Source organism: Flavobacterium pokkalii (genome assembly GCF_014596575.1).
Lineage (GTDB): Bacteria > Bacteroidota > Bacteroidia > Flavobacteriales > Flavobacteriaceae > Flavobacterium > Flavobacterium pokkalii.
Window position 1 is genome coordinate 1 of sequence record NZ_NASZ01000023.1, and the last position, 20,164, is coordinate 20,164.

Genomic DNA, 20,164 nt, shown 5'->3' on the forward strand with positions numbered 1-20,164 from the left:
AGTAATCACCGATTGATATAAGGCATCTACTTTTTGCCCGATTTCGGGAGTAGAGCCGGCTGTTACTTTTAAAATTTTATCGACCGTATGTTCTTTATCTCCGGGATTAATACGTTCCGGAGAATAACCGGCAAAGAAATCAACATTAAATTTCAGACCGGAAATACGTTCCAAAACAGGCACACATTCCTCTTCCGTCACTCCGGGATAAACGGTGGATTCATAAATAACAATGTCTCCTTTTTTCAAAACCTTGCCGACAGTTTCACTGGCTTTGTAGAGCGGGGTCAAATCGGGGCGGTTATTCTTGTCTACAGGAGTAGGAACGGTAACAATATAATAGTTACAATCGGCGATATCCTCCAGTTGATTACTGCAATAGAACCCTTTTTTTGTTTGTATTTCTTCCTTGGAAATTAAAACCGATTGTAAAACCGACTCTTCGACTTCTAAGGTATCATCAATCCCCTTGTTTAAGGCTTCTATTCTTTTTTGATTGATATCAAAGCCAACAACGCTGTGTTTAGTCGCAAATAATCTGGCTAAAGGCAAACCTACGTAACCAAGACCAATAACAGCTATTCTAGAATCAGAACCCATTGATTTTTTTAATTTTATTGAGACAATATCGAGTTATACCCAACATTTCATGATTCCTGCTCACACAAAACGAGTCAGAATCCGGTTTTTTTACGTTCGCAAAGATAACTACTTCAAGCCGAAATTCCATTATATATTTATTCATTTGAACGATACAGATACTCCATTCATCGATAAAACATAGTTAAACCTCTACTTGTCAAAGAAAAAATACTTATAATAAAAAAACATTCGAATTGATGTTTATAATAGTTTCATCCAACGGCTCAAAATTTACTATTTATCCTTTATTAATTCGTGATATGTATTATAAGTTTGCAGGCAAACCGAGTCAATGTTGAAATTTTGAACTACAAAATTATATGCATTTTCTATTATTACTTCTCTATCTTTTTTATTATTAATAAGAAATAATGTTTTGTCAGCAAGATTTTTTGTGTCACCTGGATTACAGATAAACCCTGTTTTATTGTTAATGACTAATTCCTCACTACCACCATTTTTTACCGTGACAACTGGTTTTTTTGCTACAAAAAAATCGAGTATTGTTGAGCCTAAACCTTCTTTAATGGAAGTGAAAAGTAATAAATCGATTTGAGGTATTAAATTTTTTGGATTATTTATAAAACCTAAAAAATGGATTTTTTCTTCTATTTGAAGTTTTTTTGCGTGAAGTTTAAGTTCACTTTCCATTGGACCATTCCCAATTAAAATAAAATGGATGTTAGAGTTTTTTTCTAGAATTTTTTTTGCTGTGTTTAAAAAAGTGTTATGGTCTTTTTCATAAGTTAAAGCTGCAATGTAACCTACTAATGTTGTTTCTTTATCTAAGTTAAGTCTGTTTCTAATGGAAAAAGAAGGAGGGAATTTATATGAACAATCCGTCATGCTGTAAATGAGGGTTGTATTTTTATTTTTAGTTGTTTTTTCAAAAACATCTTGAGCTGCTTTGCTGATACAAATAGTTTTGCTGACAAACTTACTTGAATATTTTATTTTTTGACTAAACCAACCCTTGATTGGAAAAACAACCCGTCTTGTAATTATGATTGGGCAGTTAATTCCAAATAATAATTTACTAAAAAGGGCTAATGAATGTCCTTTAGATTCATGGCAATGTAATAAATCAATTTTTTGCTGTTCAATATATTTTTTTATTTTAAACGTTGCTATAATCTTTTGCCAAAAGCCTGTGCCAATGCTTAAGAATGGGATTTTTTCCTTGATAGCCCATGATTCCAAGTGTCCTCCTTTTACGCATACTAAGGTTTGTGGGTACTGTTTTTTCTGTGCATACTCCATTAAGTAGGCTAATTGTTGTTCTCCACCTCGCCAATTTTTTTGTAAATTAAAATGAAGTATGTTCATGTATAAGTCCGTTAAGATATAGTAATTAAATTTTTATAGAGATTTTGAATTTCATCAGCGATTTTTGAATCGGAAAATTGTTGTGCGTACTGATATCCTTTTTCGATAATTTCTTTTCGTAAATTTTCGTTTTGTAATAATAAGATTATTTGTCTCGTTATTTCATTAGTATTATTTGGATTGACATAAATACTATTTGGTCCTCCTGCTTCAGGAAACACACCACTATTTGTTGTTATAACAGGTGTTTTTGAATATAGAGCTTCGATAATTGGAATTCCGAAACCTTCAAAAATCGATGGATATATAAAAATTGTAGCTAATTGGTATATAATTGCCAATTCTTCAAATGATACGTTTTCTAAATGAATAATTTTATCGTCAATATATTTTTTTTCTGTACAGTATTTTTTGATTTTTTCGAAATATTCCGTTTTCCTTCCAATGAGTACCAGGGTTGTATCTATATTTTCAATTGCTTTTACAATTTGAAGTGCATTTTTTCTTTCTTCAATTGTGCCTACATTTAGTATAAAATTGTTTTTTAATCCGAATTTTTCCTTTACTCGTTGCTTTTCGGAGTCAGAATATTCTTTTTTAAAAACATCAGCGCACCCCTGATATATTACAATTATTTTATCTTCAGGTATTTTTAGGTACGTTATAATGTCTTTTTTAGTTTGTTGACTAATAGCAACGATTTTGTCTGCTTTTTGAGCAGCATATTTAAATTTTAAATAATAAATATATCGGTCTAAAGAGTTGTAAAGTTTTGGGTAACGTAAAAAAATTAAATCATGTATTGTTACAATTTTTTTTATGTGTTTTGGAATAAAAAAAGGGATTTCTCCTGATAATCCATGGAAAATTTTAATGTTGTCTTTTTTGAGTCTCAGACCAATACCGATTGAACGCCAAAGTGATTTTATTTTTTTCCAAAACCCAGAAGGAACTATTTCTTTAGTATTATAGGAATGAGAAATATAGGAGAATGAATGTTTTGGGTTGTATAAAAAGTAAGTGTTTTTTGGATAATGGGTAGATAGAATGCGTATTAAATCCCTGCTGTAATTTCCTAATCCAGTTTTGTTATGAAAGAAACGTTTGGCGTCAAAACCTATTTTCATGATTTTTTTTATTTTGTTGAAACTCCCTTATTTTGATATATTTAAGAAATGTTCCAATGGATGCAAAAATGCAAATTACAAATCCGTAATAGCCGTCAAGAAAACCTTTTTTTAAAAAATAATTATTGATAAATTTCCAAAACGGGTTAGTAAAAATTTTAAAAATACTTACTTGTTTGTTTTTGTTCTTAATGTAGTTTTTAGCCGCAATTTCAGTATAGTTGTTTATTTTTAGGTAGTGTTCGGTTACTGAATCATAGGCCCAATGAAGTAAATCTCCTTTTAAAATAGCTTCGTTTTTGGGGTTGTTTAGAGCAATGACTTCATGTATGTTGTTACTACCAATCCATTTGGCTTTTTGTTTGTTGAATAGTCTTATTTTACGGTCAGGATACCAGTTAGAGTGTTTTATCCATTTTCCGCAATAATTGTTGAGTCGGTTGAAAGAATAACCATCTTTATCTAATTTTTTTTGCTTAGTTGATAAAATTTCCTTTCTTAATTCTTCTGATAGTGCTTCATCAGCATCCAAGGAAAGTATATAGTCAAAATTTGTTTTACTATTAGCAAAATTTTTTTGATCCGTAAAACCAGTAAATTCTTTTTCAATAATGATTGCGCCATACTTAAGACATATATCTTTGGTTTTATCGGTAGAAAAAGAATCAATGATTATTATTTCATCGACAACATCTTTTAATGAAGAAAGGCATTTTTCAATATACCTTTCTTCATTATATGTTATTATTACTCCTGAAATTTTATTCATCGAAGAGAAGATATTACACCGCTACATCATACTCTCTCAAAGCATTGTTAAGAGAAGTTTTCAAGTCAGTTGATGGTTTACGGGTTCCAATGATTAAAGCACAAGGAACTTGGTATTCTCCAGCAGCGAATTTTTTAGTATAACTTCCAGGGATAACTACTGAACGAGCAGGAACAAAACCTTTCATTTCCACTGGCTCATCACCAGTAATATCAATAATTTTAGTTGAAGCAGTCAAACATACGTTAGCTCCTAAAACAGCTTCTTTACCTACGTGAACTCCTTCTACCACAATACAACGAGAACCGATAAAAGCACCATCTTCAATGATTACCGGAGCAGCTTGTAATGGCTCTAAAACACCACCAATTCCAACACCACCACTTAGGTGAACATCTTTACCAATTTGAGCACAACTACCTACAGTAGCCCAAGTATCTACCATTGTTCCGGCATCAACATAAGCACCAATGTTTACATAACTTGGCATCATGATTACGCCGCTTGAAATAAATGATCCGTAACGAGCAGAAGCTCCAGGAACTACACGAACACCTTTTTCAGCATAATCTTTTTTCAATTCCATTTTGTCGTGGAATTCAAAAACACCAGCTTCCCAAGTTTCCATTTTTTGAATAGGGAAGTACATAACTACTGCTTTCTTAACCCATTCGTTTACTTGCCATGAATCGCCTTTTGGCTCAGCAACTCTTAATTTTCCAGAATCTAATAATTCGATTACTTCTCTAATCGCGTTAGTTGTTGTTTCTTCCTGCAACAAAGCTCTGTTTTCCCAAGCTTGCTCTATAATTGTTTGTAAATTGCTCATGTTTATTAAATTTTTGGCAAATATAGGCTTTTTAACTAAAAGCTAAAAAGAGAAAAGTATTGAAAATGTTATATATTTGTATATTAAATTGTTTGGATTATGGAAGCGATTAGATTAGAATTTAAATCAGAAATCAAAGAAAAAATAATAGCATTATTAAGTTCGTTCTCTGCAGATGAATTAAAAATAGTTGAAGAAGATTCTGATTTTGACTTAAATAAAAAAAAAATGGATGCTTCTTTAGCTAAAATTAAAAATGGAACAGCTAAATTTTATACTATTGAAGAAGTTGATGCGATTTTAGAAGAAACTATTTCTAAATATGAAAATTAAGTTTCAGGAAGAATTTTTGTTTGAGCTTAACAGTCAAATCTATTATATTTCAAAAGATAAGCCCTTTGCTGCCAGAAAGTTTAAATCTGACTTATTGAGAAATGTCAAGAAAGATTTAAAAAATCCGTTTAATTTTAAAAAATCCCAATACTATGATGATGAAAATATAAGAGATTATATTTTTAAGGGTTATACTATAGTTTATTACATTCATACTGCTGAAAATGTGATTTATATTTTTGGTTTTATTAAATACCGAAAATCTCTTTAGATTTGCAAAATTTCGTTTATATCTTAGCAAAAAAAAAAATAGAATGGCAAGAATACTTTGTATTGATTACGGACAAAAGCGCACCGGAATAGCAGTTACCGATGAAATGCAAATTATAGCATCGGGTTTAACGACTATTCCTTCTGCTACGGCTATTGATTTTTTAAAAGATTATTTTTCGAAAGAAAAAGTCGAATTGGTGCTCATTGGCGAACCTAAGCAAATGAACGGTGAACCTTCGCAAAGTGCTTCCATTATCAAAGGATTTGTAACGCATTTTACCAACCATTTTCCGGAGATGAAAGTAGAGCGGGTAGATGAACGATTTACTTCTAAAATGGCTTTTCAGACCATGATTGACAGTGGTTTGAATAAGAAACAACGTCAAAATAAAGCCCTGATTGATGAAATTTCAGCAACTATCATGTTGCAGGATTATCTTTCCCGTAAAATGTTTTAATAATTCTTTGTTAAAACCGCAAAACTTAGTGATAAATGTAACTTTTTCCCTTAGAAAGGCTCTTTTAATTACAAGAATATTAAAGTATCTTTGCCGCCTATAAAAACAATATTATGTCAGATACAACTATACGTTCCCATTGTGATGTGGTTCTTATTGGAGCAGGAATTATGAGTGCTACTTTAGGAATTATCCTGAAAGAATTACAACCCGATTTAACTATTGATATTTACGAAAGATTAGACAATGCTGCTGCCGAAAGTTCAGATGCCTGGAATAATGCCGGAACAGGACACTCCGCTTTTTGTGAATTAAATTATACTCCGGAAGGAAGTGATGGAAGTATCGATCCTAAAAAAGCCATTAGTATTGCTGAATCTTTTGAGGTTTCCCGTCAATTTTGGGCTTATTTAGCTCAAAAAGGAATCGTAAAATCTCCGGAGAATTTTATCAAAAGAATTCCACATATCAGTTTTGTTTGGGGGGATAAAAATGTAGAATTTTTAACCAAACGATTCAAAGCTTTGCAAGCCAATCCGCTTTTTGAGGAAATGCAGTTCAGTACTGATTTTGCCGAATTGAAATCATGGATGCCATTGGTTATGGAAGGCAGAAAAGAATCTGAAAAAGTAGCCGGAACCTCTATGGCTATTGGTACAGATGTGAATTTTGGTGAATTGACCCGAAATATGTTTCAGTATCTGACTCAAATGGAAGGTGTGAATATGTATTTTGGTCATGAAGTCAAAAAACTAAGACAAAAAGAAAATAAAACCTGGAGAATAAAAATCAAAAATTTGAATGATGGTTCTATTCGAAAAGCCTATCCTAAATTTGTTTTCATCGGAGCAGGAGGAGGTTCGTTGCCATTATTAGAAAAAGCCGATATTCCGGAAGGGAAAGGTTTTGGTGGTTTCCCGGTAAGTGGACAATGGTTGAAATGTACCAATCCGGATGTGATTGCGAAACATGAATCAAAAGTGTATGGAAAAGCTAGTGTGGGTGCGCCACCTATGTCGGTTCCGCATATTGATTCGCGTATGATAAATGGTGAGAAACAATTATTGTTTGGGCCTTTTGCAGGATTCTCAACTCGTTTCTTGAAAAATGGTAAATATTCTGATTTGCCAAAATCAATTCAGTTGGACAATATTATGCCGATGTTGATTGCAGGTTATAAAAATATTCCGTTGACTAAATATTTAATTGAGCAGGTGCGTCAATCTCCGGCTGACAGAATTAAAGCTTTGAGAGAATATGTTCCGGGGGCAAAATCTAAAGACTGGGTTTTAGAGCGTGCCGGACAACGTGTTCAGGTAATTAAGAAAGACGAAAAAGAAGGAGGGAAGTTAGAGTTTGGAACAGAGGTAATCACTGCTGCCGACGGAACTTTATCGGTATTACTTGGGGCTTCGCCAGGTGCTTCTACAGCGGTTTCAATTATGATTGATGTAATTAGCAGATGTTATAAAAATGAAATCAAAACTCCGGAATGGCAGGCTAAGTTTAAAGAAATGATTCCTTCTTACGGACAAAAATTAAATGAAAATCCGGAATTGCTTAAAGCAGTTAGAGAAAATACCGCTACCGTTTTAAAATTAAAATAATAGCGATACCGCTTTATGAGGAATCCCGTTAGTCAAGGCTAATGGGATTCTTTTTTTTCAGACATCAGTAATTCGGTAGTTTTTACGATGTTTTCGGATAAATTTGTCATCCAAATCAATTGTTCAATAACCAATTGAGCTTCCTGCATTTTGATTTGATATGCTTCTTTGTCAATCAATTTGATTTGTTTTAATTCTTTGGAACGAATATTTTTCAACTCCGTTAGTCGTTGATCCAGTTCTTCATTGGACTGCGTCGGAGTGGAATCAGGATTACTGAGTAAATTCATAGCAAATTCTAAATTTCCCAGCACTTTATCCACCACCACATTGAAGGCTTTAGAAGCTTCGGTTGTTTTGTGTGACTGAATATAAGTTCCTAAAGAAGCAAGCGAAGACAATAAAGAATGGTTTAGTACCACTAATTTATAAACCTGGGGCAGTTTGTTTTGTTTGGATTTAGGTTCCTGAAGCATGCGCTGAAAAGAAGCCATTAAATTTCCAATTTCAATAAAAGCCTGTTTTCGAGCCAGTCGGTATTCGGTAGAAACTTCTGTTTTTTTATTATAGATAATCGAAATTTCCCTTAGATAATTTCTGTTGGCTTCAATTGCGCTTTCAATGTAGGCCGGAAGGCTTAAAAATTCCCAGGACGGCCATAAAAAATAATTAGCGAGCAAACACAGCGAAGCGCCCACAATGGTATCTAAAATGCGGTATTCAATCACATTACCGTTATCAGGAGCCAAAACACCGTAAATTAAAACCACATAAATAGTGATAAAGGTGGCGCCAATTTTATAATTGCTGGGATTGAAAGAAAAACCCAAAAGCATGGCAATTATTGCCAGCGTACTAATTACATAAGAATCGTGAATGACCGAAAGTATTCCAAAAGCAATAACACCACCCAGTAACGTCCCAAAAATACGGTGATACGTACGCTCATTTGTTTGTCCAAATCCCTGTTTCATAATCACTACAATGGTCAGGATAATCCAGTAAACATTTTCCAAAGGAAGAACTTTCCCAATCATGTACCCTAATAAAATGGTAACGGTTATTCGCAGCGAATGCCTGAAAACAGTTGAGGAAAAGCTGAGGTTTTCTACAAAAGTACTCAGCGGATAATATTGGGGTTTTATGAATTTTTCAATGTCTTTGTCGCGTCCTTTGATTAAATCTTTCGAATTAATATTGTCTGTGTAAGCACGTTCTAAAGTGATGATTTTTTCTACCTGCTTTTCGGCATAATGCAGCATGGTAATGAGCATTAATACTTCTTCCGAAGAAGATTTGGTCTTCAAGTCTTTTTTATAAGAAGTTATTGTTTCTTCAAAGTTGTGTAAATCTTCAATCAGATTGTGTTCGGAGGTATAAGCTTCGTGTTTTTCGATGCTTTGCGACAATAATTTTAAGCTTTTAGCCAAGCTGTAAGCCAGATTTTGATAGGTTTCCAGGGCTTTTGGATAGCTGTCAAATTTTTGATGTAATTTGTTATGGTCAAAAGAAGTAGCAATAGCCAGTTCTAATATTTCGACCAAAGAAATAAAACTGAGTAAAAATTTTCGGTTTTGTCCTGAAGAGCCTGATTTGGTTCGGTTGGTAATTAGAATTTCTCGAATATTTTCGTGTAAAATATTCAGTTCTACCTGAAGATGCAATTGTTTTTTAGTAATGGCTTTTCGGTTCGAATTAAGTTCCCATAAATCACCGCGTAATTTCAGGTATTTAGCCGTAAGTCGGATGCATTCGGCCATTTGCAATTCGACATAATGATTGGGTTTTATAAAGAAAAAAAGCAGTGAAATAATGGTATAAAATAATCCTCCGGCTAATAAAAGTCCGGCGTAGTGAAGCATTTCCCAACCCGAATTTAAATGTGCAAAAGCCAGCGAAAGCGACAATAAAGCCGAAAAAGAAACCATTGTAGCCCGTTGTCCGTACACTAAAATCATCGAAATACAAAAAATCAGTGTAATGAGTACCGGATAAAAAATCCACGCATAAGGGTAACACAAATTGATAATCAGATTGACTCCGGCAATGATGAATGAAGTCACTAATAATCCGTTGATTTTGTGTTTCAGATTACTGGGAATATCACTTGGAAAAGTAAAAAAAGCACCTAAAGCGATGGTAAAACCAATTTGAAAATGATCAAAATAGGAAAATAATAATACGGGAAAAACGGCGGCAATGGTGACTTTCAAAGCATTACTGAAATTGGTACCGGAAATGAATTTCTGAATTTTTGAAATCATAAATTTTAGGGATTATACACAAAGGTATGAATTGTCGCATTTATCAATGGGATAAATACCTTTGTTTTTAGGATTAAATTTTAAAAACACTATTTATTGTTAATCCCTTTTAAGCATTGTTTAAATTTTACTATTTTTGGCAATCCTAAATTTAGGATTTAAAGCTTTAAAAAGCTACTAATATTTAATACAACAACAATGATTTTACCAATTGTAGGATACGGTGATCCGGTTTTGAGAAAAGTAGGAACGGAAATTACAGCCGAGTATCCTAATTTGAAAGAAACAATTGCCAATATGTATGAAACGATGTATAATGCATCCGGAGTAGGACTGGCAGCGCCGCAGGTAGGACTGGCCATACGTTTATTTGTTATAGACGCAACACCTTTTAGTGACGATGAAGATTTAGAAGCTGATGAGCAAAAACAATTAAAAGGTTTTAAACGTACTTTTATTAATGCAAAAATCATCAAGGAAGAAGGGGAAGACTGGGCTTTTAACGAAGGCTGCCTGAGTATTCCGGACGTTCGTGAGGATGTATATCGTAAAGAAAGAGTAACTATTGAATACTGTGAAGAAGATTTTGTGATGAAAACTGAAGTTTTCGACGGACTGGTAGCTCGTGTTATCCAGCACGAATACGATCATATTGAAGGAATTTTGTTTACCGATAAAATTTCTTCGTTAAAGAAACGTCTTATCAAAGGTAAACTAAAGAATATCATGGAAGGCAAAACGTTCCAGGATTACAGAATGCGTTTTTTTGGTAAAAAAAGTAGATAATCATTCTTTTTAAAGTCTTTTTGGTATCGTTTTTGAGCAATAGCCAAACAATTATAAGAATTCTTAAATAATAATTATATAACATGAATTTAGAAAAAATATTAGCGATTTCAGGAAAACCGGGTTTATATGTTTTAAAAGTGCAAACACGCACCGGTTTTGTCGCAGAATCATTGGTTGACGGAAAAAAAATCACGGTAAACTTGAGAAGCAATGTAAGTTTGTTATCTGAAATCTCAGTATATACTTATGAAGGAGAAAAACCGTTAAAAGAAGTAATGAACAGCATTGCTGAAAAAGAAAACAACGGTCCGGCTATTTCTCACAAAGAAGATGTAGCGGCTCAGGCGGCTTATTTTAAAGAAATTTTGCCAAATTATGACGAAGAGAGAGTATATGCTTCGGATATCAAGAAAATTTTAAACTGGTACAACACTTTACAGGCTAAAGGTTTGGTAACAACTGAAGAAGCTGTAGCCGAAGAAGTGGTGGAGGTAGTTGCTGCAGAAGCAGAAGCTCCGGCAGAAAAACCAAAAAAATCTAAAAAAGTAGCAGAATAATTTTTGCTGAAATGTTATAAAATCCTGTGTTCTAAAGTGCTTAGAACACAGGATTTCTTATTTTTACACAAACTTCTTCTTATGAATACAAGACAAAATCAATTGCAGGCTTTTGAACGATTATTGGATATTATGGATGATTTGCGCGAGAAATGTCCCTGGGATAAAAAGCAAACTTTGCAAACGCTCCGACATCTTACTATTGAAGAAACCTACGAATTAGGAGATGCCATTTTAGATAATGATTTAAACGAAGTTAAAAAGGAATTGGGCGATTTGTTGCTGCATATTGTTTTTTACGCCAAAATAGGCAGCGAAACCAAGGATTTTGATATTGCAGATGTTTGTAATGAGATTTGTGAAAAATTGATTCACCGTCATCCGCATATTTATGGTGATATAGAAGTAAAAGACGAAGAAGAAGTCAAACAAAACTGGGAAAAACTGAAACTTAAAGAAGGAAAAAAATCTGTTTTGGAAGGAGTTCCCAGAAGTTTACCGGCATTGGTAAAAGCCAGCAGAATTCAGGATAAGGTAAAAGGCGTAGGTTTTGACTGGGAAGAACCACATCAGGTTTGGGACAAAGTGCAGGAAGAATTAGAAGAACTGCAAGTTGAGGTGAAATCAGGGAATAAGGATAAAATAGAAGCCGAATTTGGAGATGTTTTGTTTTCGATGATTAATTACGCCCGTTTTTTAAAGGTTAATCCGGAAGATGCCTTAGAACGCACTAATAAAAAATTCATCAAACGCTTTCAGTATTTGGAAAGTAAAGCTGGAGAATTAGGAAAATCTCTCTCTGATATGACTTTGGCAGAGATGGATGTTTTTTGGGAAGAAGCCAAAAAGCTTTAAAAAAACAGATTTTATAAATCAGAATTTTGAACTTAAATGACGATAAAATTAAATGAGTCAAAGTTTATACTGAGTTTTTTCGGATGAATTTATTCTTAATTTTTCAAAAAATACTTTTGTGTTTTTGATGAAAGCCTAATTTTATAAAAAGGCTATTGTTTACAGATTTCATCTTAAAGATTGTTGATTTTTTTAGTAAAAAAAATTAAGCGGGGAATAATTACTAATTTCCTAAGACAGCCGGTTATAGTACATTCTTATCGCTTCTTAAGCGGTAGATTGTTGTTTGTTAATATAACACCATTTTGATTTTTTCTTGAATTGTGGTATTGTTTTTTTGTTAATTTTAGTTTTAAAAGTTCCATTTTTGAAGCTAAAAACAGCTTGTAAATACTATAATCAGATATAAAACCGACTTAAATTAAGTAGCGTTTTTTATATCTAAAATACTCTTTTACATACATGAAAAAAGTTAATTGCCTCGTTCTCATTTTTACAATTATTCCTTTTTTGGCGTTCAGCCAAATTAAAAATCGCATTTTTTTACCTAAATACGAAGCTTTGTTACATACTGCTTTAGAAAAATCCGGAGACAGAAAAGACTCTTTACAATATTTTTTAAACACCGTGCCCAAAAAGCATTACGAAGGAGCTTCTTTTCTTATTGCTTATATGCCCGAACGTGATTTAAAAACCTTATCCATCCCATATATTAGCGACCAAATTGAAGGGGCTTATAAAGCGAGAGAAGAGTTTTCATGGTGTGCTAAGTTGCCGGATTCCATTTTTTTTAATGAAGTGTTGTCCTACTATTGTTTTGATGAAAGGAGAGACAATTGGAGAAATGATTTTTATTTAAAATTTTCGTCAGTTGTCAAAGACTGCAAAGACATTCGTCAGGCTATAAAAGCGGTGAATGCTAACATCAGAGATATTTTATTAGTAGATTATAATATCAATCGCAGTATTGTAAATATTAGTCCGTTTCAATCTATAAAGGAAAAAATGGCTACTTGTACAGGTCTTTCTTTCCTGTTGGTTGATGCTTTTCGATCGGTTGGAATTCCTGCAAGAATAGCGGGAACTCCTATGTGGACCAATATGAAAGGAAATCACAGTTGGGTAGAAGTATGGGTTGATGGGCAATGGTATTTTACCGAATATTATTTTGAAGATTTAAACAAAGCCTGGTTTGTAGCCGATGCTGGAAGAGCTGATTTGTCCAATCCAAGACACTGGATTTATGCGTCTTCTTATAAACCAAAAGATACTTATTTCAGATTAGAATGGGATACTCTTTCTAAAGCGATTCATGCAGAAAATGTGACTAAAAGATACATTGATTTGTATGAAAAAGAGAAAGTCTTAGAAAATTTAAAACCGGATGAAGTATGGATTAGCGTTCAGCTTTTTCAATCTAAATCGGATAAGGATTTAAAACGTGTTTCAGAAAAAATAGTGCTGGAAGAGGAGGGAAAACAAATAGACTTTGGGTATTCACCATCTCCTATAGACGATTTAAATAAATTTTTAAAGTTTAAAGTAAGCAAAAATAAATCGTACCAACTCCTTTATGCTGATAATAAAGGCAAGGAAAAACAGGCAGTTATCACAGTAAAAGACAAGGAAGAGTTATTTAAATTATATCAGGAATAGTTCCTGATTTAAAAAGATAAAGGCTGTCCGAAAAGTTTTTCGAACAGCCTTTTTTCATTTTTTATACTGATTCAGTTATTTATCATCTTTAGTTGTTTCCACAGCAACCAAGTCTTGTTTGGCAGTGTTATTCCAAGGGCCATGATTTTTGTAAGCCGGTCCTGTTAATTGTTGTCTTTCAGAACCTGTAGTTTGTACCAGAACCAAATTTTCTTTAGAAGTGATTTTTCGTGGCTTTTGGTTTTTGTATGCAGGCCCCTGAAGAGCTACTTTATTACTTTCTGAATATACTTTTGTTGGCACGGCTTTGTGCATCCATGATTTAAAGTTTTTATACGCAGGTCCTTTTAAATCACTTTGTTTTACATGGTTTTCTTCTTGTGCCATTGCGTTGAAAGATATTACTAAAAATCCTAAAATTAATGCTATTTTTTTCATGACTATTACTTTTTTATTGTTTTATACAAATTTACATTCAGTAACAGCCTTTTAGGATTATGTGAATTTACTCAATTCGTATCCGTATTTATACGGATATTGTTGTTTTTTGTGTTATATCAAATTCATTTTTGCTGCTTTTTTAATGAGTTCGGCGGTGTTTTTTACCTCTAACTTTTTTAAAATATTAGCGCGATGGGTTTCTATGGTACGGGAACTCACAAATAATTTTGTGGCAATTTCTTTTGTGGTTAAGCCCTTTGCAATTAAGCCTAAAACTTCGGTTTCTTTATTGGACAAAATATTCTCACTGATGCTTTGTTCCGACATAAAGTTGATCATTTTTTCAGAGATTTCAGCACTGAAATATTTTTTGCCTTTAGCAACGCTTCTTATTGCGAATATTAATTCTGATTCGTCAGTGTTTTTTAGTAAGTAGCCGTAAGCGCCCATTTTGGCACATTTAGCAATGTAATTGCCGTCATCGTGCATGGAAATTACAATAGGTTTTATGTTGGAATTTAAGTTTTTTAACTGTTTTAAAACTTCAAAACCATCCATGTTAGGCATGGTGATGTCCAGTAATACAATATCGGCATCAAACGGACTGTTTATGAGTTCCATAAATTCCATACCATCTGCAACACTTTTCATTATTTTGATGTCGTCATGTTTTCTTAGGAGCTCAGCAAGTCCGTTTCTAAAAAGCTCATGATCATCGGCTATTATTAGTTTGATTTCTGTCATAATTCTATGGGTAATTCAATTTCAAAACTGCTGTTTCCGGGCATTGCATTGATAACAATGCTACCGTTACAAATTTCAACACGTTCTTTGATGTTATTAATTCCTAAACCTAATTTAACGGTATTGATGTCAAAGCCGATACCATCATCAAAATAAAACAAAGAGATAAATTCGTCAAATTCTGAAAGGGTAATTCGGATGTTTTTGGCCTGAGCATGCTTTAAAGAGTTATTGATTAACTCCTGACAAATTCTAAAAAGGTTAATTGCCTGTTGGTTGGTAATATTAGAACCTTCCTGACGGGTTAAGTCTTCATATTCAATAGTTACCGTTGTCGATTTTTTCAGGCTTTCGATAAAATTGGTTAAGGTAACACCAATTCCAAAATCGTCCATAGAAGCCGGCATTAAGGCATTGGACATCAGTCTGATTTCAGAAATAGTAGCATCCACTATTTTTTTCATTTCTGATTTTTTGACTTCATTTTCCACTCTGTTTTCAATGTAATGTTTCAAAGAAGTTAAATACGGACCCACACCATCATGAAGTTCCCTCGCCAGGCGACGTCTTTCATTTTCTAAACTGTTTACCAGCATTCGTTTGGATTGAATTCGGGTGTTTTCTTCCTTATTTCTAAATTCAATGAGTTTATCCCGCATCGCCAGAAGACTTTTTCCGAGTAAATCATTCGAGCTTTTAGGCTGAAAATCGGTGTTCAAATTCATTTTTCCAATATCATCCGAGAATTTTACAGCACCTTGTAAAGAAGCTTTCAAATTGGCTAAGGCATCAAACATTTCCTTGATTTCGCTGGAATTTTTGATAAATTGATTGGTTTGATTATAGTCACCTTCCGCCATAATTCGGAGGCTTTTTTGCATATTTTTAATAGGATTGGTAATAATGCGTATCAAAAAAAGAGAAAGCATCACCGCCAGTAAAAAGATGGCAAGCGTTAAAAAAATAAGTCTTTCCTTCAACTCTTGTAACGGAATTGTAACTTCATCGACATCCATTTCAGAAAGGATAACCAATTTTAAATTCCGAATTTTGATGAGGCTGTACACGCTATATACATCAATTCCCCTGTAATCTTTAAAAACACCTCTGCCGTTTATTCCTTTAAAGGCATTGTTGACTCCTTTCGTTTTTACCAAAAGAGTGTAAGGGATTTTGTTGGGGTAAAAGCGGGATTGCGAACGCATTCGGAAATCTTCGCCCACCAGATAGGATTCGCCGCTGTCGCCCATACCGGTGCGTTCCAGAAGAATTTTTTTGATTTTGTTGTAATCTAAAATTTTAATTTGGCGCCCTTTTTTTGTGTTAGCGATAAAAGCGATGGTTGTTTTTTTAGCAACGTGGTAAGCTGTCAAGTCATAAATCCCAGTGCTGTTTTTAATGCTATCCGGAAGTTTTAATAGGGAAGTGTCAATATTTTGGTTTTGCCAATCGGAAGTTTCAAAACGTTCCCATTCTGATTTTAAAACATGTTCAATCTGGTTTTGTTTGAGTGTTTTAATCGAATTCAATTGCAATAAAATACGATCGTTCAAAACGTTAGAAAACTGTTGGTACGAAGAAAAAGACAGTAATCCAATGACCAATGCGATTAAACTATTAATGATAATCAGAATTAGTGTTTTGATGTGCATGCTTTTCCGTTTTTTATAGATGTAAATATACTTCGTTTGTTCTTTTAAAAGAAACTTTCAAGTAATAGTTCAGTGATATTTTCCGGAAAATGTTAGTAAAAAATAAGATTTCACCACAAAGTTGTCCTGTTGATGAATGAAGTTTTATTGAACTATAAAAATAGGATAGCACGCAGATTTTGCAGATTTTTTATTATTATCTGCGTAAATCTCCCTAAATCTGCGTGAAAATAAAACAAGAAATCTTAACCATAACACCTGCCCACAATCTTGTCATGCTGACGAAGGAAGCATCTCATCAGAAGCATCTCATCAAGTAATGTTTAACGTACCGCATTACAAATGCTATGATTTGTTTTTTTGTATGTAGGCACTCGTTGCAAACGAGTGCCAGTGGAGGACTAGTGAGGTGATAAGCTACCTCCTTTAGTTTATTTCGGTGTTTAATTTCCAATCATTAATTCCCATTAAGTTCAGAATAAGTATTCCGTTAATTCTGTAAAGTAAAATGTTCGCTTGTCTAAGTTGTTCAGAGTTTACTTTGGCAATACTTCCATGTGTAATGTTGTCCCTTAATCTTTTCAAGTCGTCAAGTTTTATAGGAAATGTTTTTGGATCTAAGTTTTGACTTTCTAAAAACGAAACCAATTGATTTTTCATTGGCTTATTTTGTAAAAGTGTCAGCACATTGTGCCACCTTTTTTTAAATTCATCATGTTCGTTTTTGTCTATTGTTTCCAAAAGTTTAAGCAAAGCCTCGTCTTGTTTGGCTTTTATCTGTTTCTTGTTTAATGTAAATTTAAATTTTATGTTGCCGTGTTTTTGCTTGTCGCAAATTTCAATAATATTGTACCGAATTAGAAACGTAGAATAACTGTCAACTAAATGCGATTGATTAAACAATGATATTGCTTTCGAAAGCAACGTAAAGTTTTTTAAGGATTCTTTTTGCCAATTAGATTGCAGAAATTTGTTAAAAGTCCAATAAATTCCAAAGCTCCTAAGATTTCCGCTTTTATCAATAAAGTTATTTTGTTCAATATTTTTTATTGTGATTGTATTATCTGGTAAATGTATTCTGCGAAAAACATAATCAATTTTGATGTGATGATAAAATGAAGCTAACATTAAAATAACATCGCCATAAAGAACAGCTTCATTTTCTGTAATATCTTTTCCATATTTGAATTGAAATTTGGGTTCTTTAGTAACTGTAGCAACTCTTTTTCTTCGGTCATCTTTTGAAACGAAATTAAACTCTGGGCGAAACGTTGATTTTGCAAGTTTGTAAAACTTGATTGAATCGTTCATGCGTTCAATACTAAAGTTACCGTCATTTTTAAACCACGATTTAGGAGATAAAAAAGAGTAAAAGGACTCAACAACTCTAAAGCCTTTGTCGTCTAAGTAAAATTCAGCTTTATTTTTTTCGCTCTCAACTGGATTCCAATAAAATTTTACTGTGTCAATCCTAACAATAATATATTTTTTACTGTCTTCATAAAAATTAGAACTATTTGTGATACCAATTAATTTGGCGTCAGATAAATCAATTTTTTGTAAGCGCTCGTTGGTGTAATTTTTTGTTAATTCTATTTTAATATATGAACCAAATTTTCGCCAATCAATTTTACTTGTCCAAAGCATTAATGAATCACCAAAGCCTGTTTTTTCGTCAAACAAAATTCGCAACTCAATTTTATCTTTTTGTGTGTACAAATGAGCGTGATGAATTTTTTTGATTTTAGCTTTTATGTTTGGATAACGATACTCGTTAAAATTAACATTAGAAAATTCTATATCTAAACAATGGTAGTCACTCATTTACTTTAATACTTTTTCGTCAAGATTTGTGTGTTTCTGTAATGGATCTATTAATGGAATTATATCAGCTTATAGCCTCACAAATTAAACTTTTTTGTACTTAAATTGCATGTCATGCGTAAAATTTTCTTTATTCTAAGGAGTTTTTATATTATTACACAAAAATAAAATTATTTCTTACATATGCAAAAACAGCCGCTTTAAAAACGGCTGTGAATTGGTAATACTATTTTTTGTCACTAAACTTCTGGACTGCGTTCTGAAATCTGCGGTCTGCTCCCGAGACTTCGGGACTAAAATCGGGAAATCTTCTCTTTCCAACCTATGTAGCCGTTTTGTGGTAGGGAATTATTGGTGTTGGCTAAAACCTGTTCGGTTTGTTGTTTATTAATTTCCGAAAGTTGCGCAATGCTTTCGTAAACACCACTTTTCAATCCGGAGAGATAAGCTGCTCCTAAGGCTGAAACGTCAGGATTGCGTTGTTTGTTCAATGGAATTCTTAACAAATCTGCCAGAAAGTGAATCACAAATGCGTTTTGAGTCATACCGCCATTTACCGAAATGGATTTCAAAGCCGCCTGCATGTCTTGTTCCATCGCTTGCACCACATCTTTAATTTGGTACGGAATGCTTTCCAAGGCAGCACGAACAATATGGTTTTTAGTAGTGCCAAAAGTCATGCCTTCAATGGATGCTTTTCGGTTCATTTGCCAGTGCGGCGCGCCCAGTCCGCTAAAAGCCGGAATCAAATATACGCCGGCATTGTCAGTAATTGCGGTTGCCATAACCTCGGTTTCAGAAGGAGAAGAGAACAATTGCAATTCGTTTTTGAGCCATTCAATCGTAGAACCACAGGAAACAATGGCACCTTCCAACGCATAATCCACGCGGTTTTCGGTACTCCAGCAAATCGTGGTCAACATTCCGGAATTGGATAAAACGGCTTTGTTGCCAATGTTCATCATAATCGAACTTCCGGTTCCCAGGGTGACTTTGGCAGTGCCTTTTTCAAAACAGCCTTCCCCAAAAGTTGCCGCATGCGAATCGCCAATTAAGGCCGTCATCGGGATGGAGAAAAATTCTTTTAAATTTAAAATAGAGCCCCAGTCGATGGTCGCAAAATGATGCGAAGAAGGGCAGGCCAGGGGCAAATTCAAATTAGATAATCCCCATTTTTCGAGGATTTCGCTGTCCCATTCTAAACTATGAATATTAAACAATAAGGTTCTGGACGCATTGGTATAATCGGTTTTGAATTGGGCGCCATGCGTTAGTTTGTACAAAATCCAACAATCAACAGTTCCAAAATATACTTCGCCATTGCTTACTTTTTGTTTTAAATCGGCGTCATTTTCCAGTAGCCAAAGCAATTTGGTTCCGGAAAAATAAGGGTCTAACAGCAAACCTGTTTTGGCTTTGATCCAATCGTTTTGTCCTTTTGCTATCAACTCATTACAAACGCCAATCGAACGTTTGCAGGCCCAAACCACAGCCGGAGCCAGCGGTTTTCCGTTTTCGTCCCAAAGCACAAAAGTTTCTCTCTGATTGCTGATACCGCAGGAAACAATATCCTGAACGTCAAAGCCTTTTTGGGTGAAATCCTTTAAACATGCGCTTACCGAATCCAGTACGTTTTGATAAATGTCTTCCGGATTTTGCTCCACAAAACCATTGTCAAAATAATTGGTTTTTAAGTCCACGCAGCCTTTGGCAGCAGCCTGACCTGATTCGTCAAAAAGTATGGTTTTGGTACTGCTGGTACCCTGGTCTATGGCAAGTATGTATTTTTTCATTAGTATAATTTGTATATAAAAGTCTTCGACAAGCTCAGACTGACATTTTTTACCATTAAGAAATTAAGGTTATTAAGTCAAATTCCTTAATAATTTAAAAATTAAAATAATAGAACCTAAAAACACACCCCTAGCCCCTCTCAAGAGGGGAATCGTTCAGGTTTTCAAGTCACAACTCCCTCCTTGAGGAGGGTTAGGGAGGTGTAAAAATCACTATTAAAAAAT

Annotated in this window: 19 protein-coding genes; 8 read left to right on the forward strand and 11 right to left on the reverse strand. The window is 33.8% G+C overall.

The genetic code is table 11. From position 1 onward, the window contains the following. From B6A10_RS13255 to B6A10_RS13275, 5 genes are all read right to left on the reverse strand, one after another. The coding region (locus B6A10_RS13255; RefSeq protein WP_238929405.1) for a nucleotide sugar dehydrogenase at nucleotides 1-600 on the reverse strand (600 nt) is incomplete at its 3' end. Nucleotides 601-876: 276 nt separating this feature from the next. After that, nucleotides 877-1,968 carry a glycosyltransferase gene (locus B6A10_RS13260; protein ID WP_188221250.1) on the reverse strand — a complete coding sequence of 364 codons (1,092 nt, stop codon included), beginning with the start codon at nucleotides 1,966-1,968 and terminating at the stop codon, nucleotides 877-879. A gap of 11 nt (nucleotides 1,969-1,979) precedes the next feature. After that, nucleotides 1,980-3,095 (reverse strand): glycosyltransferase family 4 protein, encoded by a 1,116-nt coding sequence (locus tag B6A10_RS13265; protein ID WP_055092875.1) that lies wholly within the window; start codon nucleotides 3,093-3,095, stop codon nucleotides 1,980-1,982. Beyond that, nucleotides 3,079-3,864, reverse strand: a complete 786-nt coding sequence (locus tag B6A10_RS13270; protein ID WP_188221251.1) for a glycosyltransferase family 2 protein — start codon at nucleotides 3,862-3,864, stop codon at nucleotides 3,079-3,081. Before B6A10_RS13270 ends, B6A10_RS13265 begins: the two co-directional genes overlap by 17 nt. A 13-nt stretch (nucleotides 3,865-3,877) precedes the next feature. Beyond that, complete coding sequence (locus B6A10_RS13275) at nucleotides 3,878-4,693, reverse strand: 2,3,4,5-tetrahydropyridine-2,6-dicarboxylate N-succinyltransferase (protein WP_188221252.1); 816 nt, start codon at nucleotides 4,691-4,693, stop codon at nucleotides 3,878-3,880. Between the two features lie 99 nt (nucleotides 4,694-4,792). On the opposite strand from B6A10_RS13275, the gene B6A10_RS13280 reads away from it, so the two are divergent. The 4 genes from B6A10_RS13280 (at nucleotide 4,793) to B6A10_RS13295 (ending at nucleotide 7,364) form a co-directional block, all read left to right on the forward strand. Beyond that, nucleotides 4,793-5,026 carry a hypothetical protein gene (locus B6A10_RS13280; RefSeq protein ID WP_055092869.1) on the forward strand — a complete coding sequence of 78 codons (234 nt, stop codon included), beginning with the start codon at nucleotides 4,793-4,795 and terminating at the stop codon, nucleotides 5,024-5,026. Then, nucleotides 5,016-5,297: a type II toxin-antitoxin system RelE/ParE family toxin gene (locus B6A10_RS13285; protein ID WP_055092867.1), complete on the forward strand. Its 282-nt coding sequence runs from the start codon at nucleotides 5,016-5,018 to the stop codon at nucleotides 5,295-5,297. The genes B6A10_RS13280 and B6A10_RS13285 overlap by 11 nt, the downstream gene beginning before the upstream one ends. A 43-nt stretch (nucleotides 5,298-5,340) precedes the next feature. Continuing rightward, a complete protein-coding gene (gene ruvX / locus B6A10_RS13290; protein ID WP_188221253.1) occupies nucleotides 5,341-5,757 on the forward strand; it encodes a Holliday junction resolvase RuvX in 417 nt (138 codons plus the stop codon). Nucleotides 5,758-5,870: 113 nt separating this feature from the next. Next, on the forward strand, nucleotides 5,871-7,364 hold the full coding sequence (locus B6A10_RS13295) for a malate:quinone oxidoreductase (protein ID WP_055092863.1): 1,494 nt from the start codon (nucleotides 5,871-5,873) through the stop codon (nucleotides 7,362-7,364). 38 nt (nucleotides 7,365-7,402) lie between these two features. Here B6A10_RS13295 and B6A10_RS13300 read toward each other — a convergent pair whose 3' ends face one another. Then, nucleotides 7,403-9,628, reverse strand: coding sequence for an FUSC family protein (locus B6A10_RS13300; RefSeq protein WP_188221254.1), 2,226 nt, complete (start codon nucleotides 9,626-9,628; stop codon nucleotides 7,403-7,405). Between the two features lie 198 nt (nucleotides 9,629-9,826). Here B6A10_RS13300 and def point away from each other — a divergent pair, with 198 nt between their 5' ends. The 4 genes from def (at nucleotide 9,827) to B6A10_RS13320 (ending at nucleotide 13,485) form a co-directional block, all read left to right on the forward strand. After that, the gene (def, locus tag B6A10_RS13305) at nucleotides 9,827-10,414 is read left to right on the forward strand and encodes a peptide deformylase (protein WP_055092859.1); all 588 of its coding nucleotides are present in this window, start codon (nucleotides 9,827-9,829) and stop codon (nucleotides 10,412-10,414) included. 83 nt (nucleotides 10,415-10,497) lie between these two features. Continuing rightward, nucleotides 10,498-10,974, forward strand: coding sequence for a DUF5606 family protein (locus B6A10_RS13310; RefSeq protein ID WP_188221255.1), 477 nt, complete (start codon nucleotides 10,498-10,500; stop codon nucleotides 10,972-10,974). Between the two features lie 81 nt (nucleotides 10,975-11,055). Next, nucleotides 11,056-11,829 (forward strand): nucleoside triphosphate pyrophosphohydrolase, encoded by a 774-nt coding sequence (gene mazG, locus B6A10_RS13315; RefSeq protein ID WP_188221256.1) that lies wholly within the window; start codon nucleotides 11,056-11,058, stop codon nucleotides 11,827-11,829. A gap of 462 nt (nucleotides 11,830-12,291) precedes the next feature. Continuing rightward, nucleotides 12,292-13,485 carry a transglutaminase-like domain-containing protein gene (locus tag B6A10_RS13320; RefSeq protein ID WP_188221257.1) on the forward strand — a complete coding sequence of 398 codons (1,194 nt, stop codon included), beginning with the start codon at nucleotides 12,292-12,294 and terminating at the stop codon, nucleotides 13,483-13,485. A 75-nt stretch (nucleotides 13,486-13,560) separates the two neighbouring features. On the opposite strand, the gene B6A10_RS13325 is transcribed toward B6A10_RS13320, so the two are convergent. The 5 genes from B6A10_RS13325 to B6A10_RS13345 form a co-directional block, all read right to left on the reverse strand. Then, nucleotides 13,561-13,923 carry a hypothetical protein gene (locus B6A10_RS13325; protein ID WP_188221258.1) on the reverse strand — a complete coding sequence of 121 codons (363 nt, stop codon included), beginning with the start codon at nucleotides 13,921-13,923 and terminating at the stop codon, nucleotides 13,561-13,563. A gap of 114 nt (nucleotides 13,924-14,037) precedes the next feature. Beyond that, nucleotides 14,038-14,670: a response regulator gene (locus B6A10_RS13330; protein WP_188221259.1), complete on the reverse strand. Its 633-nt coding sequence runs from the start codon at nucleotides 14,668-14,670 to the stop codon at nucleotides 14,038-14,040. Next, nucleotides 14,667-16,322 (reverse strand): sensor histidine kinase, encoded by a 1,656-nt coding sequence (locus B6A10_RS13335; protein ID WP_188221260.1) that lies wholly within the window; start codon nucleotides 16,320-16,322, stop codon nucleotides 14,667-14,669. Before B6A10_RS13335 ends, B6A10_RS13330 begins: the two co-directional genes overlap by 4 nt. A 426-nt stretch (nucleotides 16,323-16,748) precedes the next feature. Continuing rightward, complete coding sequence (locus B6A10_RS13340; RefSeq protein ID WP_238929406.1) at nucleotides 16,749-18,041, reverse strand: hypothetical protein; 1,293 nt, start codon at nucleotides 18,039-18,041, stop codon at nucleotides 16,749-16,751. 398 nt (nucleotides 18,042-18,439) lie between these two features. After that, nucleotides 18,440-19,939: an FGGY family carbohydrate kinase gene (locus B6A10_RS13345; protein ID WP_188221262.1), complete on the reverse strand. Its 1,500-nt coding sequence runs from the start codon at nucleotides 19,937-19,939 to the stop codon at nucleotides 18,440-18,442. Between the last annotated feature and the right edge of the window lie 225 nt (nucleotides 19,940-20,164).

What these genes read in the sequence shown, in the direction of transcription:
- B6A10_RS13260 (WP_188221250.1), bottom strand. Translation starts at nt 1,968, where the DNA reads ATGAACATACTTCATTTTAATTTACAAAAAAATTGGCGAGGTGGAGAA.
- B6A10_RS13265 (WP_055092875.1), bottom strand. Translation starts at nt 3,095, where the DNA reads ATGAAAATAGGTTTTGACGCCAAACGTTTCTTTCATAACAAAACTGGA.
- B6A10_RS13270 (WP_188221251.1), bottom strand. Translation starts at nt 3,864, where the DNA reads ATGAATAAAATTTCAGGAGTAATAATAACATATAATGAAGAAAGGTAT.
- B6A10_RS13275 (WP_188221252.1), bottom strand. Translation starts at nt 4,693, where the DNA reads ATGAGCAATTTACAAACAATTATAGAGCAAGCTTGGGAAAACAGAGCT.
- B6A10_RS13280 (WP_055092869.1), top strand. Translation starts at nt 4,793, where the DNA reads ATGGAAGCGATTAGATTAGAATTTAAATCAGAAATCAAAGAAAAAATA.
- B6A10_RS13285 (WP_055092867.1), top strand. Translation starts at nt 5,016, where the DNA reads ATGAAAATTAAGTTTCAGGAAGAATTTTTGTTTGAGCTTAACAGTCAA.
- ruvX (WP_188221253.1), top strand. Translation starts at nt 5,341, where the DNA reads ATGGCAAGAATACTTTGTATTGATTACGGACAAAAGCGCACCGGAATA.
- B6A10_RS13295 (WP_055092863.1), top strand. Translation starts at nt 5,871, where the DNA reads ATGTCAGATACAACTATACGTTCCCATTGTGATGTGGTTCTTATTGGA.
- B6A10_RS13300 (WP_188221254.1), bottom strand. Translation starts at nt 9,628, where the DNA reads ATGATTTCAAAAATTCAGAAATTCATTTCCGGTACCAATTTCAGTAAT.
- def (WP_055092859.1), top strand. Translation starts at nt 9,827, where the DNA reads ATGATTTTACCAATTGTAGGATACGGTGATCCGGTTTTGAGAAAAGTA.
- B6A10_RS13310 (WP_188221255.1), top strand. Translation starts at nt 10,498, where the DNA reads ATGAATTTAGAAAAAATATTAGCGATTTCAGGAAAACCGGGTTTATAT.
- mazG (WP_188221256.1), top strand. Translation starts at nt 11,056, where the DNA reads ATGAATACAAGACAAAATCAATTGCAGGCTTTTGAACGATTATTGGAT.
- B6A10_RS13320 (WP_188221257.1), top strand. Translation starts at nt 12,292, where the DNA reads ATGAAAAAAGTTAATTGCCTCGTTCTCATTTTTACAATTATTCCTTTT.
- B6A10_RS13325 (WP_188221258.1), bottom strand. Translation starts at nt 13,923, where the DNA reads ATGAAAAAAATAGCATTAATTTTAGGATTTTTAGTAATATCTTTCAAC.
- B6A10_RS13330 (WP_188221259.1), bottom strand. Translation starts at nt 14,670, where the DNA reads ATGACAGAAATCAAACTAATAATAGCCGATGATCATGAGCTTTTTAGA.
- B6A10_RS13335 (WP_188221260.1), bottom strand. Translation starts at nt 16,322, where the DNA reads ATGCACATCAAAACACTAATTCTGATTATCATTAATAGTTTAATCGCA.
- B6A10_RS13345 (WP_188221262.1), bottom strand. Translation starts at nt 19,939, where the DNA reads ATGAAAAAATACATACTTGCCATAGACCAGGGTACCAGCAGTACCAAA.